Here is a 16,545-nt window from a genome sequence, read left to right as displayed (position 1 = left end):
CCTGCTTCCTGTTGCCCGCCGCCGCCGGCCCCCGGCGGGGGGGTCCCGCGTTCGCCCCCGACCCGGGGCCCCCCACCGCGGAGTCCCTACTCCTCCCGCGGCAGCCCCCCATGAGCGCGCGCCGCAGCCCAGATCGCGTCGCCCGCGAAGTCCACGTCGTAGCCCAGCACTCCGCCGAGCAGCGCCTCGCAGGTCGCGCGGCCCGCCGCGTCGGTGGTCACCCGGCAGCGTTCCCGGCCGCCCGAGGTGAAGACGAGGAGCCGGCCGCGGACCGGGTGGCCCGTCGCGGTGTCGGTGAGGGTGGCGGTCGCCCGGCCCAGGGAGACCGGGCCCGCGCGCAGAGTGCTCGCGTACGGGGTCGCCGGGCTCATCCGCAGGGTCGCGGCGACCGTGGCGTCGTCCTGGGCCGCGTCCCTGGACCAGAGCAGCAGCAGCCCGGAGTCGGGGCCGCCGGTGGTGGCGCGACAGGTCGATGCGGGGCTGCTGATATCGCGTTCCGGGTCGGTGACATAGCCGCCGATGGGGGCGAAGACGGCCTCCGGCAGACAGACGAACTGCACCCGGTCGGGAACCGCGCCGGGGATGCCGGTGCCGGAGACCGCGACGGCGAACGTGGGGGAGCCCGGGTTCGCGAACCGGTCGGCCACGGCGATATCGCCCGTAGGACGGTCGAAGGTCTGCTCCGTGGAGGCGACGGGGTCGAAGGGGCGGAACGACGACCCGGCGGCGCCGAGCTGGACCACCGGGCCGTCGTCCCCGGCGACCGCCGTGTCCCAGAGATATTCGATCCGGAAGCGGTGCCGTTCCGTCCGGGTATCCGTGATCCTGGTGGTGACGGTGACCCGGGAGTCCGCGGCCGTCGTCCCGCTCACCCCGACCCGCTGCTCCAGATCGAAGGCGTCCGGTACGGACCACCGGGTCACGGACTCGGCCCCGGCCACCAGGACGGACCGTACCGACGGGTCGAGCGACTCCTCGTCGGCGTGGGTGAGCAACTGGCCCTGGACGTAGACCCGTCCCGTGCCCAGGTCCGCGACCCGCAGGAAGCCGGTGCCGGGGACACCGCGCCCGTAGAGGACGTCCCGGCCGGGTCCCGCCGGGTTTTGTTCGCCGGTGAGGAGGGTGAACTCACCGGCTCCCGGCCGTTCCCGGCCGTTGACGTACGCCTGGAAGATACCGTTGCCGAAGCCGCCCGGCGGCAGCGCGGCGGCGGAGGTCCCGCTGGAGGTGGAGGTGGTCATCTCTGTCCTTCGGGTGGTACGGCCAGGGGCTGTTCAGATCTCGACGGCGTCCGCGTACACCAGACGGCTCCCGGCCGTCGGCAGCACCTCCCGCTCCTCGACCAGCAGCCGCAGGGGCGCGGTGCCGGGCGGCGTGGGCAGGGTGACGTCGGCGCTCCACCGTCCACCGCCGCCCGGTACCGGCGGCAGCGCGGACTCGGACGCGGTACGCCAGCCCAGCGCGCCCGACCGGCCGGGGTCGGCGGTCTGGAGGAGCAGGGTGAGCCGTGCGCCGCGCGCCGGGTCGCCGGCGTACGTCGGCCCCGACACGGTGACGGTCGCCCGCGCCGGGTCCTCGGCGCCGAACGTCACGGACAGGGTGCGGTCCGGGTTGAGCTGGGCGAACTGGGCGAGGGCTACGGGGGAGAGCTCCAGGCCGGAGAGCGACTGCCGCTGATAGCGGGCGAACGCGAACCGCAGGAAGGGGCGGTAGGCGCGCTCCGGTGGCATGGTCAGATCGCAGTACCACATCCGGCGCCGCTCGTCGTAGCCCACGGCGTGCGCGGCCACGGCGACCCTCGGCAGATCCGGTACGGTCCCCGATTCGGCGAGGACCAGTCCGGTCGCGGTCCCGGTGGCGCGGGGGAACTCGGCCGTACCGGGCGCCGCGGCGGTGGGCGCCGACGCGTACAGCGGGTCCTGACCGCGGAGGGTGACCCAGGGGCGCAGGGCGGCCGGCGGCGCGCCGTCCGTCGCGAGGACGACGCCGAGTTCCTCGCCCTCGCCGGAGGAGTACCAGGGGCGGCGGAGATAGACCCGGAGCCCGTCGCCGCGCCGGGTGCTGGTGAACCCGGTGTCGTCGTGGGCCCGCTCCCAGCCGAAGGTGGGGACGAGATAGGCGATGTCGGGCGGGGCCGGCCGGGCCGACGACCGGACGGTGACGACGACGGGCCGCTGTGCCTCGGTGTTGATCCGGGTCACAGGTCCCGTCACGAAACCGGCTTCGACGGTGGCGCCGTCGGGGATCGCCGAATCGGGTCCCGAGCGGCGGATCGTCCCGGCGGCCAGGTCGGCGACGTAGTCGGTGTCGGCGAACTCCCGTCCTTCGGCGGGGTCGATGACGGTGAGTGTGCCGTCGGCGATCTCCCGGGGCGCGACCACCGCGGGCGCCACCCCGGTCAGGACGGCCCGCGCGGTCTCGGTGAAGAAGTCGCCGAAGCGGGTGGCGGCCACGGCGGTGTAGACGACCGTACGGTGCAGGGTGTCGTGGAACTCGTGCCGGGCGTCGAGCCTGAGCCGGTCGCCGTCGGGGTCGGCCGGGGCGGTGGCGAGGGTCGTGAGATGGGACCGGCCCGCGCGCAGCACGGGCGCGGGATCGTCGGGCGCGTCGCCCGGCTCCGTCCACTCGGCGCGGAAGTCGACCTTGGCCGTACTGGCCCGGTCGAGGGTGAGGACGTCCACGATCCGGGCCGAGGTGTCGCCGGGGACCCGGACGGCGAGCGGTTTGCCGAACACCGCGGGCGCGACGGGCCGCCGGACGGCGTGCACCAATTTCAGCGGGCGGGAGGGCGTGAACTGCCAGAGCCGTCCCTGCGCGGCCAGCCGCCGCAGCTCGTCAACGGTGGTACCGGGCGGCGGGGTCAGTCCGCTGTCGAGGAACCACCGCCAGATGCCGAGGACGTCCAGATCGTCCTCGTCGATCCGCGCGGAGCAGACGATGTCGGCGGTCCGCCCCGGCGGCAGCCGGACCGTGAGCACCCGCCGGACGGAGTCGTACGCGGGGGCGCCGGTGCCGTGCTCCAGACGGAGGGTGAACGGGGCCCGGCGCGGCCAGGACAGCCGGTCGTCGAAGGCGACGGGGAAGACCTCGCCGGGCGGCAGTCCCGGCAGGCCGCGGAAGGCGGCGCCCCGGGCGAGAACGTCCGGCAGATACGGCACTTCCAGCGGGGCGTGTGCGAAGTACGGGGTGTCGCCCCAGCCGCCGGGGTCCTCGGTGCCGCCGGTGAAGCCGGCCGTATCGCGCCGCACGATGTCGGCGTAGGCGAGCCGGTCCAGGCCGCCCGGGTTCACGGGGGTGGGCGCGACGTCGTACATCCCGTGCCGTTCGGCCGTCGCCGGGCTGGTGCGGCGGGGCACGACCCGGCGCTCGCAGATCTCATCTGCCGCGTCGTCGTCGTGGCCCCTGATCACCAGGAGGGCGAGGGACTCGCCCTGGGTGCGGGGCGCGGCGGGCAGCAGATCGGGTGAGCCGACGGGGTCGAAGCGGAGATGGCGGACGAGCGGGGTGGCGGCGCCGAAGTCGTCGTCGGCGGGGTCGTCGGGGCCGGGTCCGTTGCCGGTGACGTCGACGGTACGGGCCCGGAAGCGGTAGCCGCGGCCGTACCGCAGCTTGGGCAGGCCGAGGGCGCGGAAGGAGGTGCGCAGTTGGACGGGCCCGGTGGGGTCGGAGTCGGGGCCGACGGTGACCTCCTCCCCGTTCACGGTGCGGGTGATGCTGCCGGGGCGGCTCGCGGCGAGGCTCCAGCCGTCCCAGGCGAAGATCGACTCATGGAGGTAGATCGTCGGATCGCCGCTGTCGGGGGCGGTGCTGTGGGCGAGATGGACGGTGCCCTCGTCCGTGGCCTCGAACCGGAGTCCGCCGCAGTCGTAGGTACCGGCGCGGCGGCACAGGGAGCGCCAGCGCCGGGTCACGTCGTCCCAGACGTCGACCCGGAAGCCGTACTCCAGCTCCTCGGCGGCGAAGGGTTCGGCGGCCAGGAGGGACGGTGCGGCGGCGGCCCGGAACGTGGCCCGGGTCAGCCGCTCGTGCAGATCACGGGCCCGGCCGCGCTGCACCACACCGATGCTGTCGGCGCGGTGGCTGGGCAGCGGGGCCGGTTCGCCGCCGGGTCGGACGGCGATCGGGAGGGCGGCGTCGGGCGGTACGGCCGGGGCGCCGGAGAAGCCTTCGCCGCGGTCGAGGAGTTTGCGGCCGAAGCCGGCGAGGGCGTCCGCCGTACCGTCCGCGTCGACCTCCACCACCTCGAACCGGTCGGAGTCCAGCCGCAGCAGTCCGTCGACGGCCAGGGTCCCGGCGGGCTTCGCGGTGAACCGGGACGCGGTCAGCGTCGTGTTCACCGCGGGCAGTACGGCCTCGTAGGGACCGGCCGGAGCCAGTGGCGGCCACTCCACCCGCAGGGCCACGGCCACCGGGTCCCCGGTGGCCAGCACCCCCGGCGCCCCGCCGTCCACGGTGAGGTCCACGACCAGTCCGAGGGCCCGCTGGAGCGCCGGGTACTGGGCGAGCGCGCCGAGGGCTGCGTGGAAGTCGACGGGGTCGCCGGCGGCGATCAGGGCGGTGTGGGCGGTCAGATCACCGCCGCCCGGTGCGGGGTTGTCCCCGGCCCTGCGCTGGTGGAACTGGTCGGCGAGCAGGAAGTCGATCTGCGCGGCGCCGAACGGTTCGAAGGGCGAGTCGGGGTCCTCCAGCCGGCCGCCGAGGAAGTAGCCGTCCCTGGCCAGCGCGTCGGCGATGAGGGTACGGGCGCGGGCGAGCCTGGCCGGGGGGATGGGGATGTCGGTGACGAGGTCCTGCCGGCCGCCCCCGTTCCGGCTCCCGTTCCCGCCTCCGTCCGTCAGACCGGGGCCCCGGGAGGCCATCGCGTTGACGCTGAGCGGCGCGGTGGCGTGGAAGGCCGTGGCGGCGGCGTGCTCGGAGCGCGCCAGATCGCGGGCGCTGACCGGTGGCCAGGAGCGGATGGGCGGCACTGCCGCGGGGGCCAGGGCCGCGGCCCCGGCGGCCACGGGAGTGGTGCCGGGGAAGAGCCGCCGCCACAGATCGAGCCGGGGCGCGGGTCCCGCGGGCACGGCCGGGACCGCGGGCCCGGCGCCGAAGACCAGGGAGTAGCGGGGCCGCTGGGCGGGCCACTCCAGCCACTCGGGGTAGCCGGTGAGCGTCGGCGCGGCTCCGTCGAGCCGCGGCGAGACGAGGACGGACAGCTTGAGCCGGCCGCCTTCGCGCCCGGCCGGTACCGGGGTCCAGACGATGCGTGAGGCTGCCATGGGGTGGTCTCCTCGGACGGGATGGCGGAACGGCGGAACGAAGGGAGCCGGGGTGTCAGCCCGCGAAGGCGGCGCAGTACTCGTCCCAGTCCTGGCGGGACATCAGATCGCCGAACGAGGTGGGCTCTTCGGGGGCTACGGCCAGGGATCCCCGGCCCCCGGTGAGCGATTCGTCGGAGATGCTGCCCTTGAGGTTGTAGAAGAACTCCAGGGCGACGGAGACATGGAAGAAGAGGATGTCGATGGAGACGGTGACCCGGACATGGGCGGTCACCGCGGTCTCGCCGCCCAGCTGCCGGTACTGGAGGTCGGCGTAGAACTCGGCCGTGATGCTGATCAGCCCGAGGACGCTCAGCCGCCCGGTGGCCCGGACATAGCCGCGGAGCACGACCTCGTCCTTGGAGTTCTCGTCCTCGTCCTCGCCCCGCTCCAGCTTGAAGTAGACGCCGATGGCGATCCTGGCGAGCCCGGTGGCGAGCTGGGCGAAGTCGAAGGCGAGGGTGTACGTGGCCTCCAGCGCGCCCTCGATCTTCTCCATGCGCTTCTCGCTCACCTCGATGGTGAGGAAGCCGCCGCCGCCGAAGCCGTACACGGTGATGTTGAACTTCTCGTCCTCACGGGCGAATCCGAAGGCGGCCCGGACCGGCTTCTTCTCGAAGGGGACGACGATCCCGGCGGACAGCACACAGTTGGTGACCCGCAGGATGGGCCCCATCTTGATGTCCTCCAGGCCGAAGGTGACACCGACCCGGACCTCCGTATAGGTGATCTCCAGATAGGTCTTCAGCTTGAGGCCGAGGATGCTGACGCCCTTGAAGGCGTCGCCGATGGCGTCCTGGAAGACGCCGACGAAGGAGAGCGGGCCGTAGAACCGGACCGCGTCGACTCCCGGTTTGAAGGACGGCCCGCCGTCGTGGTCGTAGCTGAACTGGAAGTCCTTGAAGACCACCCCGATGAACTGGAGACCCGGGGTCGCCGTCATCAGCCTCAGCTCGAAGAGCGAGATCTTGCCGCAGATCGTGTTGGTGTTGGTGCCCTCGGCATAACCGACCTCGTTGAGGACCTTCAGATCGAGCTTGGCCCGGGTGTCGCCGACGAGGGCCCGGAACGGACCGGCGTCGACCAGGGGGGTGCTGAACGTGATGGTCATCCGGTGCCCCGAAGGCTGCTTGTCCAGATTGGGGAGCCCGTTGTTGGGCCTCTTGGGGTAGAGGGTCTCCTTCTTGATCTTCGGGGCGAACTCCCGGCCCCCCACGTTGTCCGGCAGGACGTTCGCCAGGAGGGTGGCCCCGAACAGCACGGCCCAGTTCAGCTGGTCCCTGACGTCGAAGTAGGACTTGCCGGTGATCGTCCCCTCGTCCCGCAGCAGATCGACGGTCTCGGCGTTCCCGCCCACCGCGCCGATGGCCCGTGACACCCCGCCGACGTCGAGATTCGGTGTCCAGATGCCGCCGATACCGCTGCTGTTGAGGACGGTCCGCTGGACCGGTTCGTCCGCGCCGGAGGCGAGGGACGCCACCGATGCGCGGACCCGGACGTAGACCTCGCCGGGATTTCCGGCGAAGGCGTCCCGCAGATACGCCTCGTCATAGCCCAGGACGACCGGATCCCCGGGGCCGTAGAAGGCGTCCAGCGCCGTCAGCCGGGCCTCCGCGGCCAGCATGCGGGGGAAGAACAGCGGGCTGTCGGGCCGGGGGTCGACCGGTCCCGGCGGTCCCTGGAGGCCCCAGAAGAGCCGGTGGGTGGGGTGGGAGGCGGTGCCAGGATCCCGCTCGGCGGTATAGCCGAGTTCCTGCCCCGCGAGATCCACCGAACGCCGGGGGTCCCGGTCGTCGCCGGTGATCCGGTCGAATCCGCCGTACGCGTCGATCAACTCCCGCAGGACCGTGCCCTCCGCCGGATAGCGGACCGCCACATCGTGCGGGACGAACCCCAGGGGCGCGGTGAACCGCTGCTCGCGGTCCGCCTGGTCGGTGGCCCGCAGGGCGAACACCACATCGGCGCCGGTGTCCAGCGACTGGATCCAGAACCCGTGCTCCGGGCGGCCCGCCAGCAGCGGCTCCGGGCTGCGCGGCAGGACCGGCGGTACGGGCCCCTCGATCGCGATCCGGCGGAAGGGCAGCGCCCGGCCGCCGAACGGCACGCCGTACGCCCCCGGGTACTCCTTGACGGGCTCGGTGATCCGGACGAACCGCCGCTGTTCGAGATAGGCCACCCCGGTGGTGGCGTCGAACGTCCGCTTGGTCTCCGTGAACAGCAGGGCGCGATGCCCGTACGGGACGAGGAAGCCGTACTGCTCCAGGATCACCTTGTTGTCCCGGCCCTGCCAGGCGTGGTGCTCCCAGTGCTTGAGGTTCAGCCCCGGGGTGGTGGTCGGCTCCCACCGGCCGTCCAGATCGAGGGTGGCCCCGGCGGCGCTCAGCGCGAGCAGCGCCGCGGCCACGGGCGCGGCGTCCGGCTCGGGCGGATTGGTGAGGGTGACGAGCTGGCGGTAGTCGAACCCCTCGGGGTTGAGCGCGCCGAAGAGCCCGGCCTCCTGGGGGTTCGCCGGGTCGTCGGCGGCGACCACCCGGACCGTGGGCACGGAGAACGGGTCGGGACGGCCCGCGGGCCCGCGCCCGGCGAGCCGGGTGTGCCACAGCTCGGTCCTGCCGTCGTGTTCCACCGGGGTCTCGGCGTGGTCCCAGGTCGCGTACCGCTCCGGCGTCAGATGCAGCCAGTCCACGACCAGGAGGTCCGTCTCGCGGTCGCCCGGCCGCCCGGCGGCGGGCACCACCCGCATGACCCACTGCCACCACCGCAGCAGACCGGACTCGGTGTACGCGATGGTCTTCACCGTCTCCGGCACGACGAAGGCGATCCGGCTTGGACCCACCGCCCGGGCGGCGATCGCGCCCGGCGCCGGCCGGTCCGGCTCGTTCTCGTAGACGGTCTGCTCGGTGATGTGCTGGGGTTCGAAACGGACCACCACCACACAGGGCTGATCCGGGTCGATCCGGCGCAACTGCGGGGGGTCCGCGCCGGGATCGGACCGGAGGTTGTGGAAGTCGAAGTCGATCACCAGCATGTCCTGGGGCCGTACGAGCCGTACGCTCGCCGCCGGAACGGGTGTACTCATGCCCGACCTCCGAACTCTCTCGGTGTTTCAGGTATAAGGGACGCCCGTCCACCGGCGAATCCGCCGAACGGATTACCCGCGGAGCCCGCCGCCGGGACCGCTGAAACGTCACGCCTCGCGACGGCCTTGCCATAAGTCCCCCTCCGGTGCAGGTCAGTTGAGTCGCCGTTATCTCATACCCCTACCCCCCTTGGGTATTTGACACTGCTGGGAGCCGCGAACTAATCTCACGTCAGCTGGATACCCCGCCGGGGTATCTGTCCCATGGAGAGGGGAACCGTATGACCACGACGGACTGGCACCTCAAGGGCGAATGGTTCGATGTCTGCAGCTGCTCGATGCCCTGTCCCTGCACCTTCGCGCAGTCCCCGACGGACGGGTGCTGCCGCTTCACCCTCGTCTGGCAGATCCACGAGGGCCACTTCGGGGACGTCCGCCTCGACGGCCTCGGTGTGGTGGCGCTCGGCGAGTTCTCCGGAAATATGTGGGTCGACGACCCCGACGCCACCATGAAGGTGATGTTCTACATCGACGCCAAGGGGACCCAGGAGCAGCGCGACGCCCTGGAGGAGCTGTTCCGCGGCAACGTCGGCGGCTGGCCCGGCAAGTTCGGCGCCCTCATCAGTGAGGTGCGCGCCGTCACCTACGCGCCGATCGTCTTCGACGCGGCGGAGGATCTCTCCTACTGGCGCGCGACCGTCTCCGACAAGGTGAACGTGGGCGCGAAGGCGCTCACCGGACCCACCGCCGATCCGAACCGCCGGGTGCAGCTGATCAACGCCCCCGGTGCCGAGGTCGGGCCCGGACAGGTCGCGACCTGGGGTGTGGTGAGCGACGACCACGCCGAGGGCTTCGACTTCTCCGCCCGGTACCGCGGCGGATCCAGCAAGCACTTCCCGTTCGACTGGCGGCCCGACGCCTGAGCCCCCGGCCCCGAGGGCGATAGGACGGAGGCCGGTCCGGTGGCGACGGACCGGCCTCCTGCTCCGGGACCCGGTGTCTAACCGGTGGTCCCGGCCGCCGGGCGTTCCGGCAGGACCACCGGAACGCCCGTACGGGGATGGGGGAAGACCTCGACCGGCTGGCGGTAGACCCGGGTCAGCAACGCCGCGTCGAGGACCTCGGACGGGGGCCCGTCGGCGGCGACCCGGCCGTCGTCGAGGACCGCGATCCGGTCGGCGTACGCCGCCGCGAGACCCAGGTCGTGGAGGACGACGACCACCGCGTCGCCGTTCGCCGCCCGGTCCCGGCAGATCCGCAGGACCAGCTCCTGATGGCGCAGGTCCAGGGCGGCCGTCGGCTCGTCGAGGAGGAGCAGCGCCGTCCGCTGGGCCAGTACCCGGGCGAGGGCGACCCGGGCGCGTTCACCGCCGGACAGCTCCGAGAACGGGCGGTCCGCGAAGCCCTCGGTCTCCGTCACCCGCAGCGCCTCGGCCACGGCCGTGTCGTCCTCGTCCGCCCGGACGGTGCCCGCCCAGGGCGCGCGGCCCATCCGGACGACCTCCTCCACCGGGAAGGGGAAGGACAGCGCCGACGACTGGGGGAGTACGGCCCGGCGCAGCGCCAGATCGCGGGCCGTCCACGCGGCGGCCGGGCGGCCCGCGATCTTGACCGTGCCCGCCGCGGGCGCCAGATCCGCCGCGAGCGCCGCGAACAGGGTCGACTTGCCCGCCCCGTTGGGCCCCACCAGGGCGAGCACCTCGCCCGAGCGGGCCGCCAGATCGGCGCCCGCGAGCACCTCGCGCCCGCCGAGCCGGATCCGTACCCCGCTCGCCTCCGCGAGCACGGAGCCCGGTACCGGCCGGGCGGGCAGCTCCCGCTCCCGTACCGCGAATCCCGTGAGCCCCGTGAGCCCCGTGAGCACGCCCCTCATGCCCAGCCTCCCTGCCTGCGACGGGTCCTGCGGAGCAGCCAGAAGAAGAACGGGCTGCCGAAGAGGGCGGTCAGCACACCGAGCGGCAGCTCGGCGGGTTCCGCGACGGTACGGGCCGCGAGATCGCCCGCCGCCAGCATCAGCGCGCCGCCGAGCGCGCTGCCGGGGACGAGGAACCGGTGGCCGGGGCCGTTCGCCATCCGCAGCAGATGCGGGACGAGCAGCCCCACGAAGGTGATGATCCCGGCGACGGCGACCGCGGCGGCCGTCAGCAGCGCCACCACCAGGATCAGGGTGATCCGCAGCCGTTCGACGTCCACCCCCAGATGGCGGGCGGGCCGCTCGCCCAGGGCCAGCAGATCGAGCTTGCGGGCGTACAGCGGCGCGACCAGCAGCCCGAGCAGGGTGCACGGCAGCACCGCGAGCACCTTCGGCCAGGTCGCCTGGGAGAGGGAGCCCAGCTGCCAGAAGGTGATCTGGGTGATCTGCGCGTTGTCGGCGAAGAAGACGAAGAGCCCGATCAGCGCGCCCGCGAAGGCGTTGACGGCGACCCCGGTGAGGATCAGGGTGACGACCTCGGTCCGGCCGCCCGAGCGGGACATCGCGTACACCAGGAAGACGGTCAGCAGTCCGGCGGCGAACGCGAAGACGGTGACGGTCCAGTTGCCGAAGAGGGTGAGGCCGAGGGCGATCGAGGCGACCGCGCCGACCGCGGCGCCCGCCGAGATGCCGATGATGCCCGGCTCGGCGAGCGGATTGCCGAAGACGCCCTGCATCAGGGCCCCGGCGCAGCCCAGGGACGCGCCGACCAGCAGCGCCAGAACGACCCGGGGCAGCCGGACATTCCACAGCACGCTCTCGCCGACCCGGTCCAGCGGCTGTCCGCCCAGCCCCAGACGGTGCTGGACCGATGCCAGTACGTCCCCGGTCGGGATGTCGTACGCGCCGTATCCGGCGGACACCAGGGCCACCGTGAACAGCGCGCCCAGCAGGCCCGCCGTCAGCAGCCAGATGGTGGAGCGGCGGCCCTTGGCCGGGGCCGGTTCCTTCGCCCGCCCCTTCACGTCGTTCGCGTCCTCGGCGTCCTTCGCGGCGGCGGGTCCGGTCACGGTGGTCACGCGCCGGCCCCCTCGCCGTACAACTGCTCGACCAGCGACTTCAGTACCTGGTCGGTACGGGGGCCGTAGTTGAGCATCACCCCGTCGGGGACGGCCACCACGCGGCGGTCCATACCGGCCGGGGTCTGGGCCACCCCGGGGATCTTCACGAGTCCGTCGACGCCGTCGACGGAGTCGAGGCCCTTCGACATCACCAGGATCGCGTCCGGCGCGGCCTTCGCCAGCGCCTCGCTCGTGATCGCCGTGAAGTCCTTCCTCAGCCCCGACTCCTTGCCCGCGTCGAGCGCGCCCGCGGCCTCCAGCAGGGACGTCGCCCCCGAGTCGGCGCCGCCGAGCAGATAGACGGAGGCCGTGCCGCGCAGATAGAGGAAGGCGACCCGCGGCTTCTTGCCATCGGCCGGCTTCGGGACGGTCTTTTGGACGGCCGTGATCCGCGCCTCGGTGCTCCGCACGAGATCGATTCCGGCGGCGGGGACACCGAGCGCCGCCGAGACGGCCTCGATCCGGGGCCGGACGTCGTCGAGGGACTTCGCGGTCTCCACCGTGACCAGGGCGATACCGGCGTCCCGGATCTGGTCGATCGCCTCCGCGGGTCCGGTGTTGGTGTCGGCGACGACCAGGGTCGGCTTCAGCGACAGCACGCTCTCCGCCGACACGGCGTGGCCCCGGGTCACCACCGGGAGGTGCTTCGCCTGCTCGAACGTGGCGGTGACATCACGCGCCACCACCCGGTCACCGAGGCCGAGGGTGTAGACGATCTCGCTCAGCGACCCGGACAGCGGCACGATCCGGTCCACGGACGAGACCGTGATCCGCTTGCCGTCGGCCGAGGGCACGGTCACCGGAAGCCGCGGCTCCGGCGCCTTCGCCGGTGTTTCCACCCGGTCCGCGGCCTGCTTTCCGGCCGTCCCCGCCGCCTTGGAAGCGGTCGCCGTACCACCGCCGCCGCAGCCGGTCGCCGCCACGGCGATGACGAGGGCGAGCGCGGCGAACGCCGTGCGCGCCAAGGGGGTTCTGCGGTCCGATGGCACCGGGGGCACCGTCCTGTTCCTGTCGCGGCCGTACCTGCTGAGTCCTGCCGGCTCCCCGCGGGCCGCCTCCGCCCGGCACCGGAACCGGTGGCGGACGGGGGCTACCCGTGAGTGCCGGAGATAGCTTAGGTTAGCCTTACCTTGCTGGCCAGGGCGTGTGTCCCGGCTGTCCCCGTCCTGGCCGGCCTTTCCTTACACCCGCTTTCCGTACGTCCGCGCTCGTGCCGCGCGGGGGTCGCATTCCGTGCCGTACCGCAGCCGGGCGGGCGCCACCGTCCCCAGGAGGGTCTTCATGCCGCCGTACCGATCGGCCCGGGCATTCGCCGTCGTACTGCTCGCGGCCCTGCTCGGGGCGCTGGTCCCGGCCGGGACCGCCCACGCGGCCGAACGCGGGGTGCAGGGCGGCCGGCTCGACTGGGGGCTCAAGTCCTCGTTCCAGACCTATGTCACCGGCCCCATCGCGCAGGGGGACTTCCGGCTGGCTTCGGGTGCCGCCACCGTCGGCGGCAACCAGTTCCGCTTCCACTCGGCGAAGGGCTCGTACGACCCGGAGACCGGAGTCTTCGACGCCGGGTTCACCGGCGGGGTCCACTTCACCGGCCACCGCAAGCCCGACGGCAGCCATGAGCTGGACCTCGCCGTCAGCCGCCCGACCGTCAGGATCTCCGGCGGCCGGGGCACCCTCCATGTCGACATGGTCAGCAAGGCCCGCGGCACCGGCAAGGTGACCCGCTCCACCCAGGTGGCCTTCGCCGCACTGAATCTGTCCGGTGTCGACATGCGCGGCGGACGCGGCCCGATCCAGCTCGACAACATCCCCACGACCCTCACCGCGCAGGGCGCCAGCGCCTTCGCCGGGTTCTACACCGCGGGCACCCCGCTCGACCCGATCAGCCTGAGCGTCGACCTCGTCGAGCCGCGGAAGAAGACCACTCCGGCCCCCGCCCCGAAGCCGTCTGCGGACACCAAGGACGCCGGGGACACCGCGCGCGGCGCCGTCCGGGACGCTGCCGTCGACTGGGGTGTGCGCCGCACCTTCCGCGAGTACGTGACCGGCTCCATCTCCCAGGGGAAGTGGACCCTCTCCGGCGGCGCCCAGGACGGCGGAGCCCTCTTCCGCTTCCCGCGGGGTAAGGGCGCGTACGACACGAAGAAGCAGAGCCTCGACGCGACCTTCGCCGGTTCCGTCCGGTTCACCGGACAGCACATCGACCTCACCCTCACCAAGGTCACCGCGAAGGTCGCCGGCGGCAGGGGCACCCTCAGCGCCGATGTCGTCAACGGCGCCACCACGACCCCGGCCGTGCCCCTGATCACCTTCCCCGCCGCGGACTTCGCGCCGAAGAACGGCCTGGCCGTGCTGACCGAGGTGCCCGCGACCCTCACCGAGGGCGGCGCGAAGGCGTTCGGCGGCATGTACAAGGCGGGTACCGCGATGGACCCGATCTCCCTCGCCGTCGCCGTCGACCAGGCCGCGAAGCTCCCGGCCCTGCCCGACCTGGGCAGCGGGCCGACCGCGGCGGCCACCCCCGCCGCCACGCCGTCGGCCTCCTCCTCCTCCTCCGACGCCCCGGCCCCCGCCGCGTCGTCCTCCGACTCCTCCTCGTCGACCGGGGTGTTCGTCGCCGTCGGCGCGGGCGTCCTGGTCGCGGCCCTGGCGATCGCCCTCTGGGCCGTACGCCGCAAGCGCGCGTCGACCGCCGAGGCCGCCCCCACCCCCACCGACTGATCCCCTCGCCCCCGAACCGCAGGAGCAGAACCCTCATGTCAGCAACGAGACGACGCCGCATGGCCACCGTCGCCGCCACCGCCACGGCGGTCGCGCTCGGTGCCACCGCCCTCAGCCTCCCCGCCTTCGCGGCGAACGACGTCCGCCCGGCGGCCGACGCCGCCGCCGGTGCCGCCGCCACGGCCGGTGCCGCCGCCACGGCCGGGATCCCGCTGAAGAACGGCACGCTGGACTGGGGGTTCAAGCAGAAGTTCCGCGAGTACGTCACCGATACCGCGGGCGGCTCCATCACCGTCGCCGACGGAGCCCGGCAGGCCGCCGCCAACGGCCCGTTCACCTTCGTCGACGGCACCGGCGGCTACGACATGGCGACGAAGGACGTCACCACGTCGTTCAAGGGCGGGGTCACCTTCGACGCCACCGGTCACCGGTTCTCCCTCACCCTCACCGACGTCAAGTACCGCAGTGGCCGTACCAGCGGTGCCATCAGCGCCGACATCACCTTCAAGAACGCGACCCAGCAGGACGTCGACATCGCCGTCCTCGATCTGAAGGGCGTCAAGCCCGGCAAGGGCGCGGCGGGCGCGATGGTCTTCAAGGACATCCCGGCCGCCCTGACCGCCGAAGGATCCAAGGCCTTCGCGGGCATGTACAAGGAGGGTGAGGCGCTCGACCCGGTCACGCTCACCGTGACGCCCGACATGGGCGGTTCGAGCGGCGGCAACGGCAACGGCGGCACCAGCACCGGGACCGGCACCACCGGAGGGACGGGCTCCACCGCGGGCACCGGCTCCAACGCGGGCGGAACCAACGCGGGCGGAACCAACGCGGGCACCGGTTCCAACGGCGCGGGCGGGAACGGCACCGCCGGATCGGGCACCAACGGCACCAACGGCACCACCGGCACCGGCGGAGCGACCGGCACCGCCGGCACGGGCACCACCGGCGGCAGCACCGGCGGCGGGGCCGGCACCGACCAGGGCACCGTCGTCGACGGCAACCTCGACTGGGGCGTGAAGAAGAAGTTCCGGGAGTACGTGACCACCGGCTTCGCCCAGGGCCGGATCGAGGTCTCCGACGGCACCGCCACCACCGCGAACGGCTACCGCTTCCCCAAGGGCAAGGGCACCTTCACCGCGAAGGACAAGTCCCTGAAGGCGTCCTTCGGCGGCGCGGTCCGCTTCCTCGGCCACAAGGACCCCACCACCGGCGTGAACGCGCTCGATCTGAAGCTCAGCGACCTCCAGGTGCGCGTCGACGGCGCCAAGGGCACGCTGCTGGCCGATGTCGTCACCAAGGACAAGGACACCGGGAAGGTCACCACGTACAACGACTACGGCATCGCGGCGCTCGATGTGCCCTCGGGCGCGCTGAAGGCCGAGAACAAGCTGGTCCGGCTGACCGGTGTCCCGGCCACGCTGACCGCCGACGGCTCCAAGGCGTTCAGCGGTATGTACAAGCCGGGCGTCGAACTCGACCCGGTGACCCTCGCGGTCTCCCTCGACAAGTCGGTCCAGCTCCCCGGTGACACCTCGGCGGGCGCCTCCACCGGCGGCTCGACGGGTGGCTCGACCGGCGGTTCGAGCACGGGCGGCACCACCGGCGGGACGACCGGCGGCACCGTCGGCGGCGGTTCGGTCGGCGGCTCCACCGGTGGCTCCACCGGCGGCGCCCTCGCCGCCACCGGCGCCGGAGTGCCCACCACCGGTCTGCTGGCCGCCGCCGCGGGCGTGATGGCCGCGGGCGCGGGCGCCGTGATCGTCGCCCGGCGCCGCAAGCAGGCCCGGTCCTGACCAGGTGACCGGCCCCCACCGGCGGCGGGGGGGGGGCGCCCCCCCCCGGCCCCCCCGGGGCCCCACACCGGGGGGGGGCGCGGGGCCCCCCGGGCCCTCGTCGAGTCCCGGGGCGCCCTCCGCTTTTCCACGAGCGGCCCGCCGGGGCCCGGGTGGGACGGCGCGTCCCGCGGGGCGACGGGCGACGGCCCGGAGCCGCGTCCCGAGGGCCGTGGGGAGCGCTCCCGGAAGGGCTCGTGGGGGCCGTGCGGAGCCGTATCGGGGTCGTATCAGGGCCGTATCGGGGCTCTCGGGACGGTCCGGAGCGGCCCGGGGCGGGGGACGGCGGCGCGGACGGTGTTCGAATACCGGCCGGGATGGCGCGGTTCTCCACAGGACAGGGGAGAATCCACCGTCCACACCCTGGGGATCGCGGAGTTGTCCCAACGGTGTCCACAGGCGGACCGACCCTCTGATGATCACAGCAGGTCAACCGGTTGGGGATTTGTGGCCAACCGGTTTCCACAGACTGTGGACAACGCGACCGTCCACAGGGGGCGGGAAAAGTTGTCCACCGGCTACCCACAGGCAGTGGCCGGTTGCCCACAGCTTGTCCACACCGCTGTCCACTGTTCGGCAACAC

At 73.1% G+C, this 16,545-nt stretch carries 9 protein-coding genes; 3 read left to right on the top strand and 6 right to left on the bottom strand.

What is annotated here, in order from left to right; translation table 11 throughout:
- Positions 1-86: 86 nt before the first annotated feature.
- Genes ACFXG1_RS07455 through ACFXG1_RS07445 form a run of 3 tightly spaced genes read right to left on the bottom strand, consistent with a single transcriptional unit; the run spans position 87 to position 8,379 of the window.
- A complete protein-coding gene (locus ACFXG1_RS07455) occupies positions 87-1,241 on the bottom strand; it encodes a hypothetical protein (RefSeq protein WP_384720231.1) in 1,155 nt (384 codons plus the stop codon).
- 33 nt (positions 1,242-1,274) lie between these two features.
- Positions 1,275-5,261 carry a hypothetical protein gene (locus ACFXG1_RS07450; protein WP_384741542.1) on the bottom strand — a complete coding sequence of 1,329 codons (3,987 nt, stop codon included), beginning with the start codon at positions 5,259-5,261 and terminating at the stop codon, positions 1,275-1,277.
- A 55-nt stretch (positions 5,262-5,316) separates the two neighbouring features.
- Positions 5,317-8,379 (bottom strand): hypothetical protein, encoded by a 3,063-nt coding sequence (locus tag ACFXG1_RS07445; protein WP_384741540.1) that lies wholly within the window; start codon positions 8,377-8,379, stop codon positions 5,317-5,319.
- Between the two features lie 281 nt (positions 8,380-8,660).
- Between ACFXG1_RS07445 and ACFXG1_RS07440 the strand changes: the two genes are divergently transcribed.
- Positions 8,661-9,302, top strand: coding sequence for a DUF1326 domain-containing protein (locus tag ACFXG1_RS07440; RefSeq protein WP_384722151.1), 642 nt, complete (start codon positions 8,661-8,663; stop codon positions 9,300-9,302).
- Positions 9,303-9,379: 77 nt separating this feature from the next.
- Here the strand turns inward: ACFXG1_RS07440 and ACFXG1_RS07435 are convergent, their stop codons facing one another.
- The 3 genes from ACFXG1_RS07435 to ACFXG1_RS07425 are packed head-to-tail and all read right to left on the bottom strand — an operon-like array spanning position 9,380 to position 12,401.
- Entirely contained in the window at positions 9,380-10,252 is an 873-nt protein-coding gene (locus tag ACFXG1_RS07435) for a heme ABC transporter ATP-binding protein (RefSeq protein WP_384741537.1), read from the bottom strand.
- Positions 10,249-11,316 (bottom strand): FecCD family ABC transporter permease, encoded by a 1,068-nt coding sequence (locus tag ACFXG1_RS07430; RefSeq protein ID WP_384714417.1) that lies wholly within the window; start codon positions 11,314-11,316, stop codon positions 10,249-10,251. The genes ACFXG1_RS07435 and ACFXG1_RS07430 overlap by 4 nt, the downstream gene beginning before the upstream one ends.
- A gap of 50 nt (positions 11,317-11,366) precedes the next feature.
- The gene (locus ACFXG1_RS07425; protein WP_384714420.1) at positions 11,367-12,401 is read right to left on the bottom strand and encodes a hemin ABC transporter substrate-binding protein; all 1,035 of its coding nucleotides are present in this window, start codon (positions 12,399-12,401) and stop codon (positions 11,367-11,369) included.
- Positions 12,402-12,693: 292 nt separating this feature from the next.
- Here ACFXG1_RS07425 and ACFXG1_RS07420 point away from each other — a divergent pair, with 292 nt between their 5' ends.
- Both ACFXG1_RS07420 and ACFXG1_RS07415 read left to right on the top strand, forming a co-directional pair.
- The gene (locus ACFXG1_RS07420) at positions 12,694-14,130 is read left to right on the top strand and encodes an HtaA domain-containing protein (RefSeq protein ID WP_384714411.1); all 1,437 of its coding nucleotides are present in this window, start codon (positions 12,694-12,696) and stop codon (positions 14,128-14,130) included.
- A gap of 35 nt (positions 14,131-14,165) precedes the next feature.
- Positions 14,166-15,923, top strand: coding sequence for an HtaA domain-containing protein (locus ACFXG1_RS07415; protein WP_384741535.1), 1,758 nt, complete (start codon positions 14,166-14,168; stop codon positions 15,921-15,923).
- Positions 15,924-16,545 lie beyond the last annotated feature (622 nt).

Source organism: Streptomyces sp. NPDC059248, from assembly GCF_042753905.1.
In the GTDB taxonomy this organism is placed as follows: Bacteria; Actinomycetota; Actinomycetes; order Streptomycetales; family Streptomycetaceae; genus Streptomyces.
This window is presented reverse-complemented; position numbering and strand designations above follow the sequence as displayed.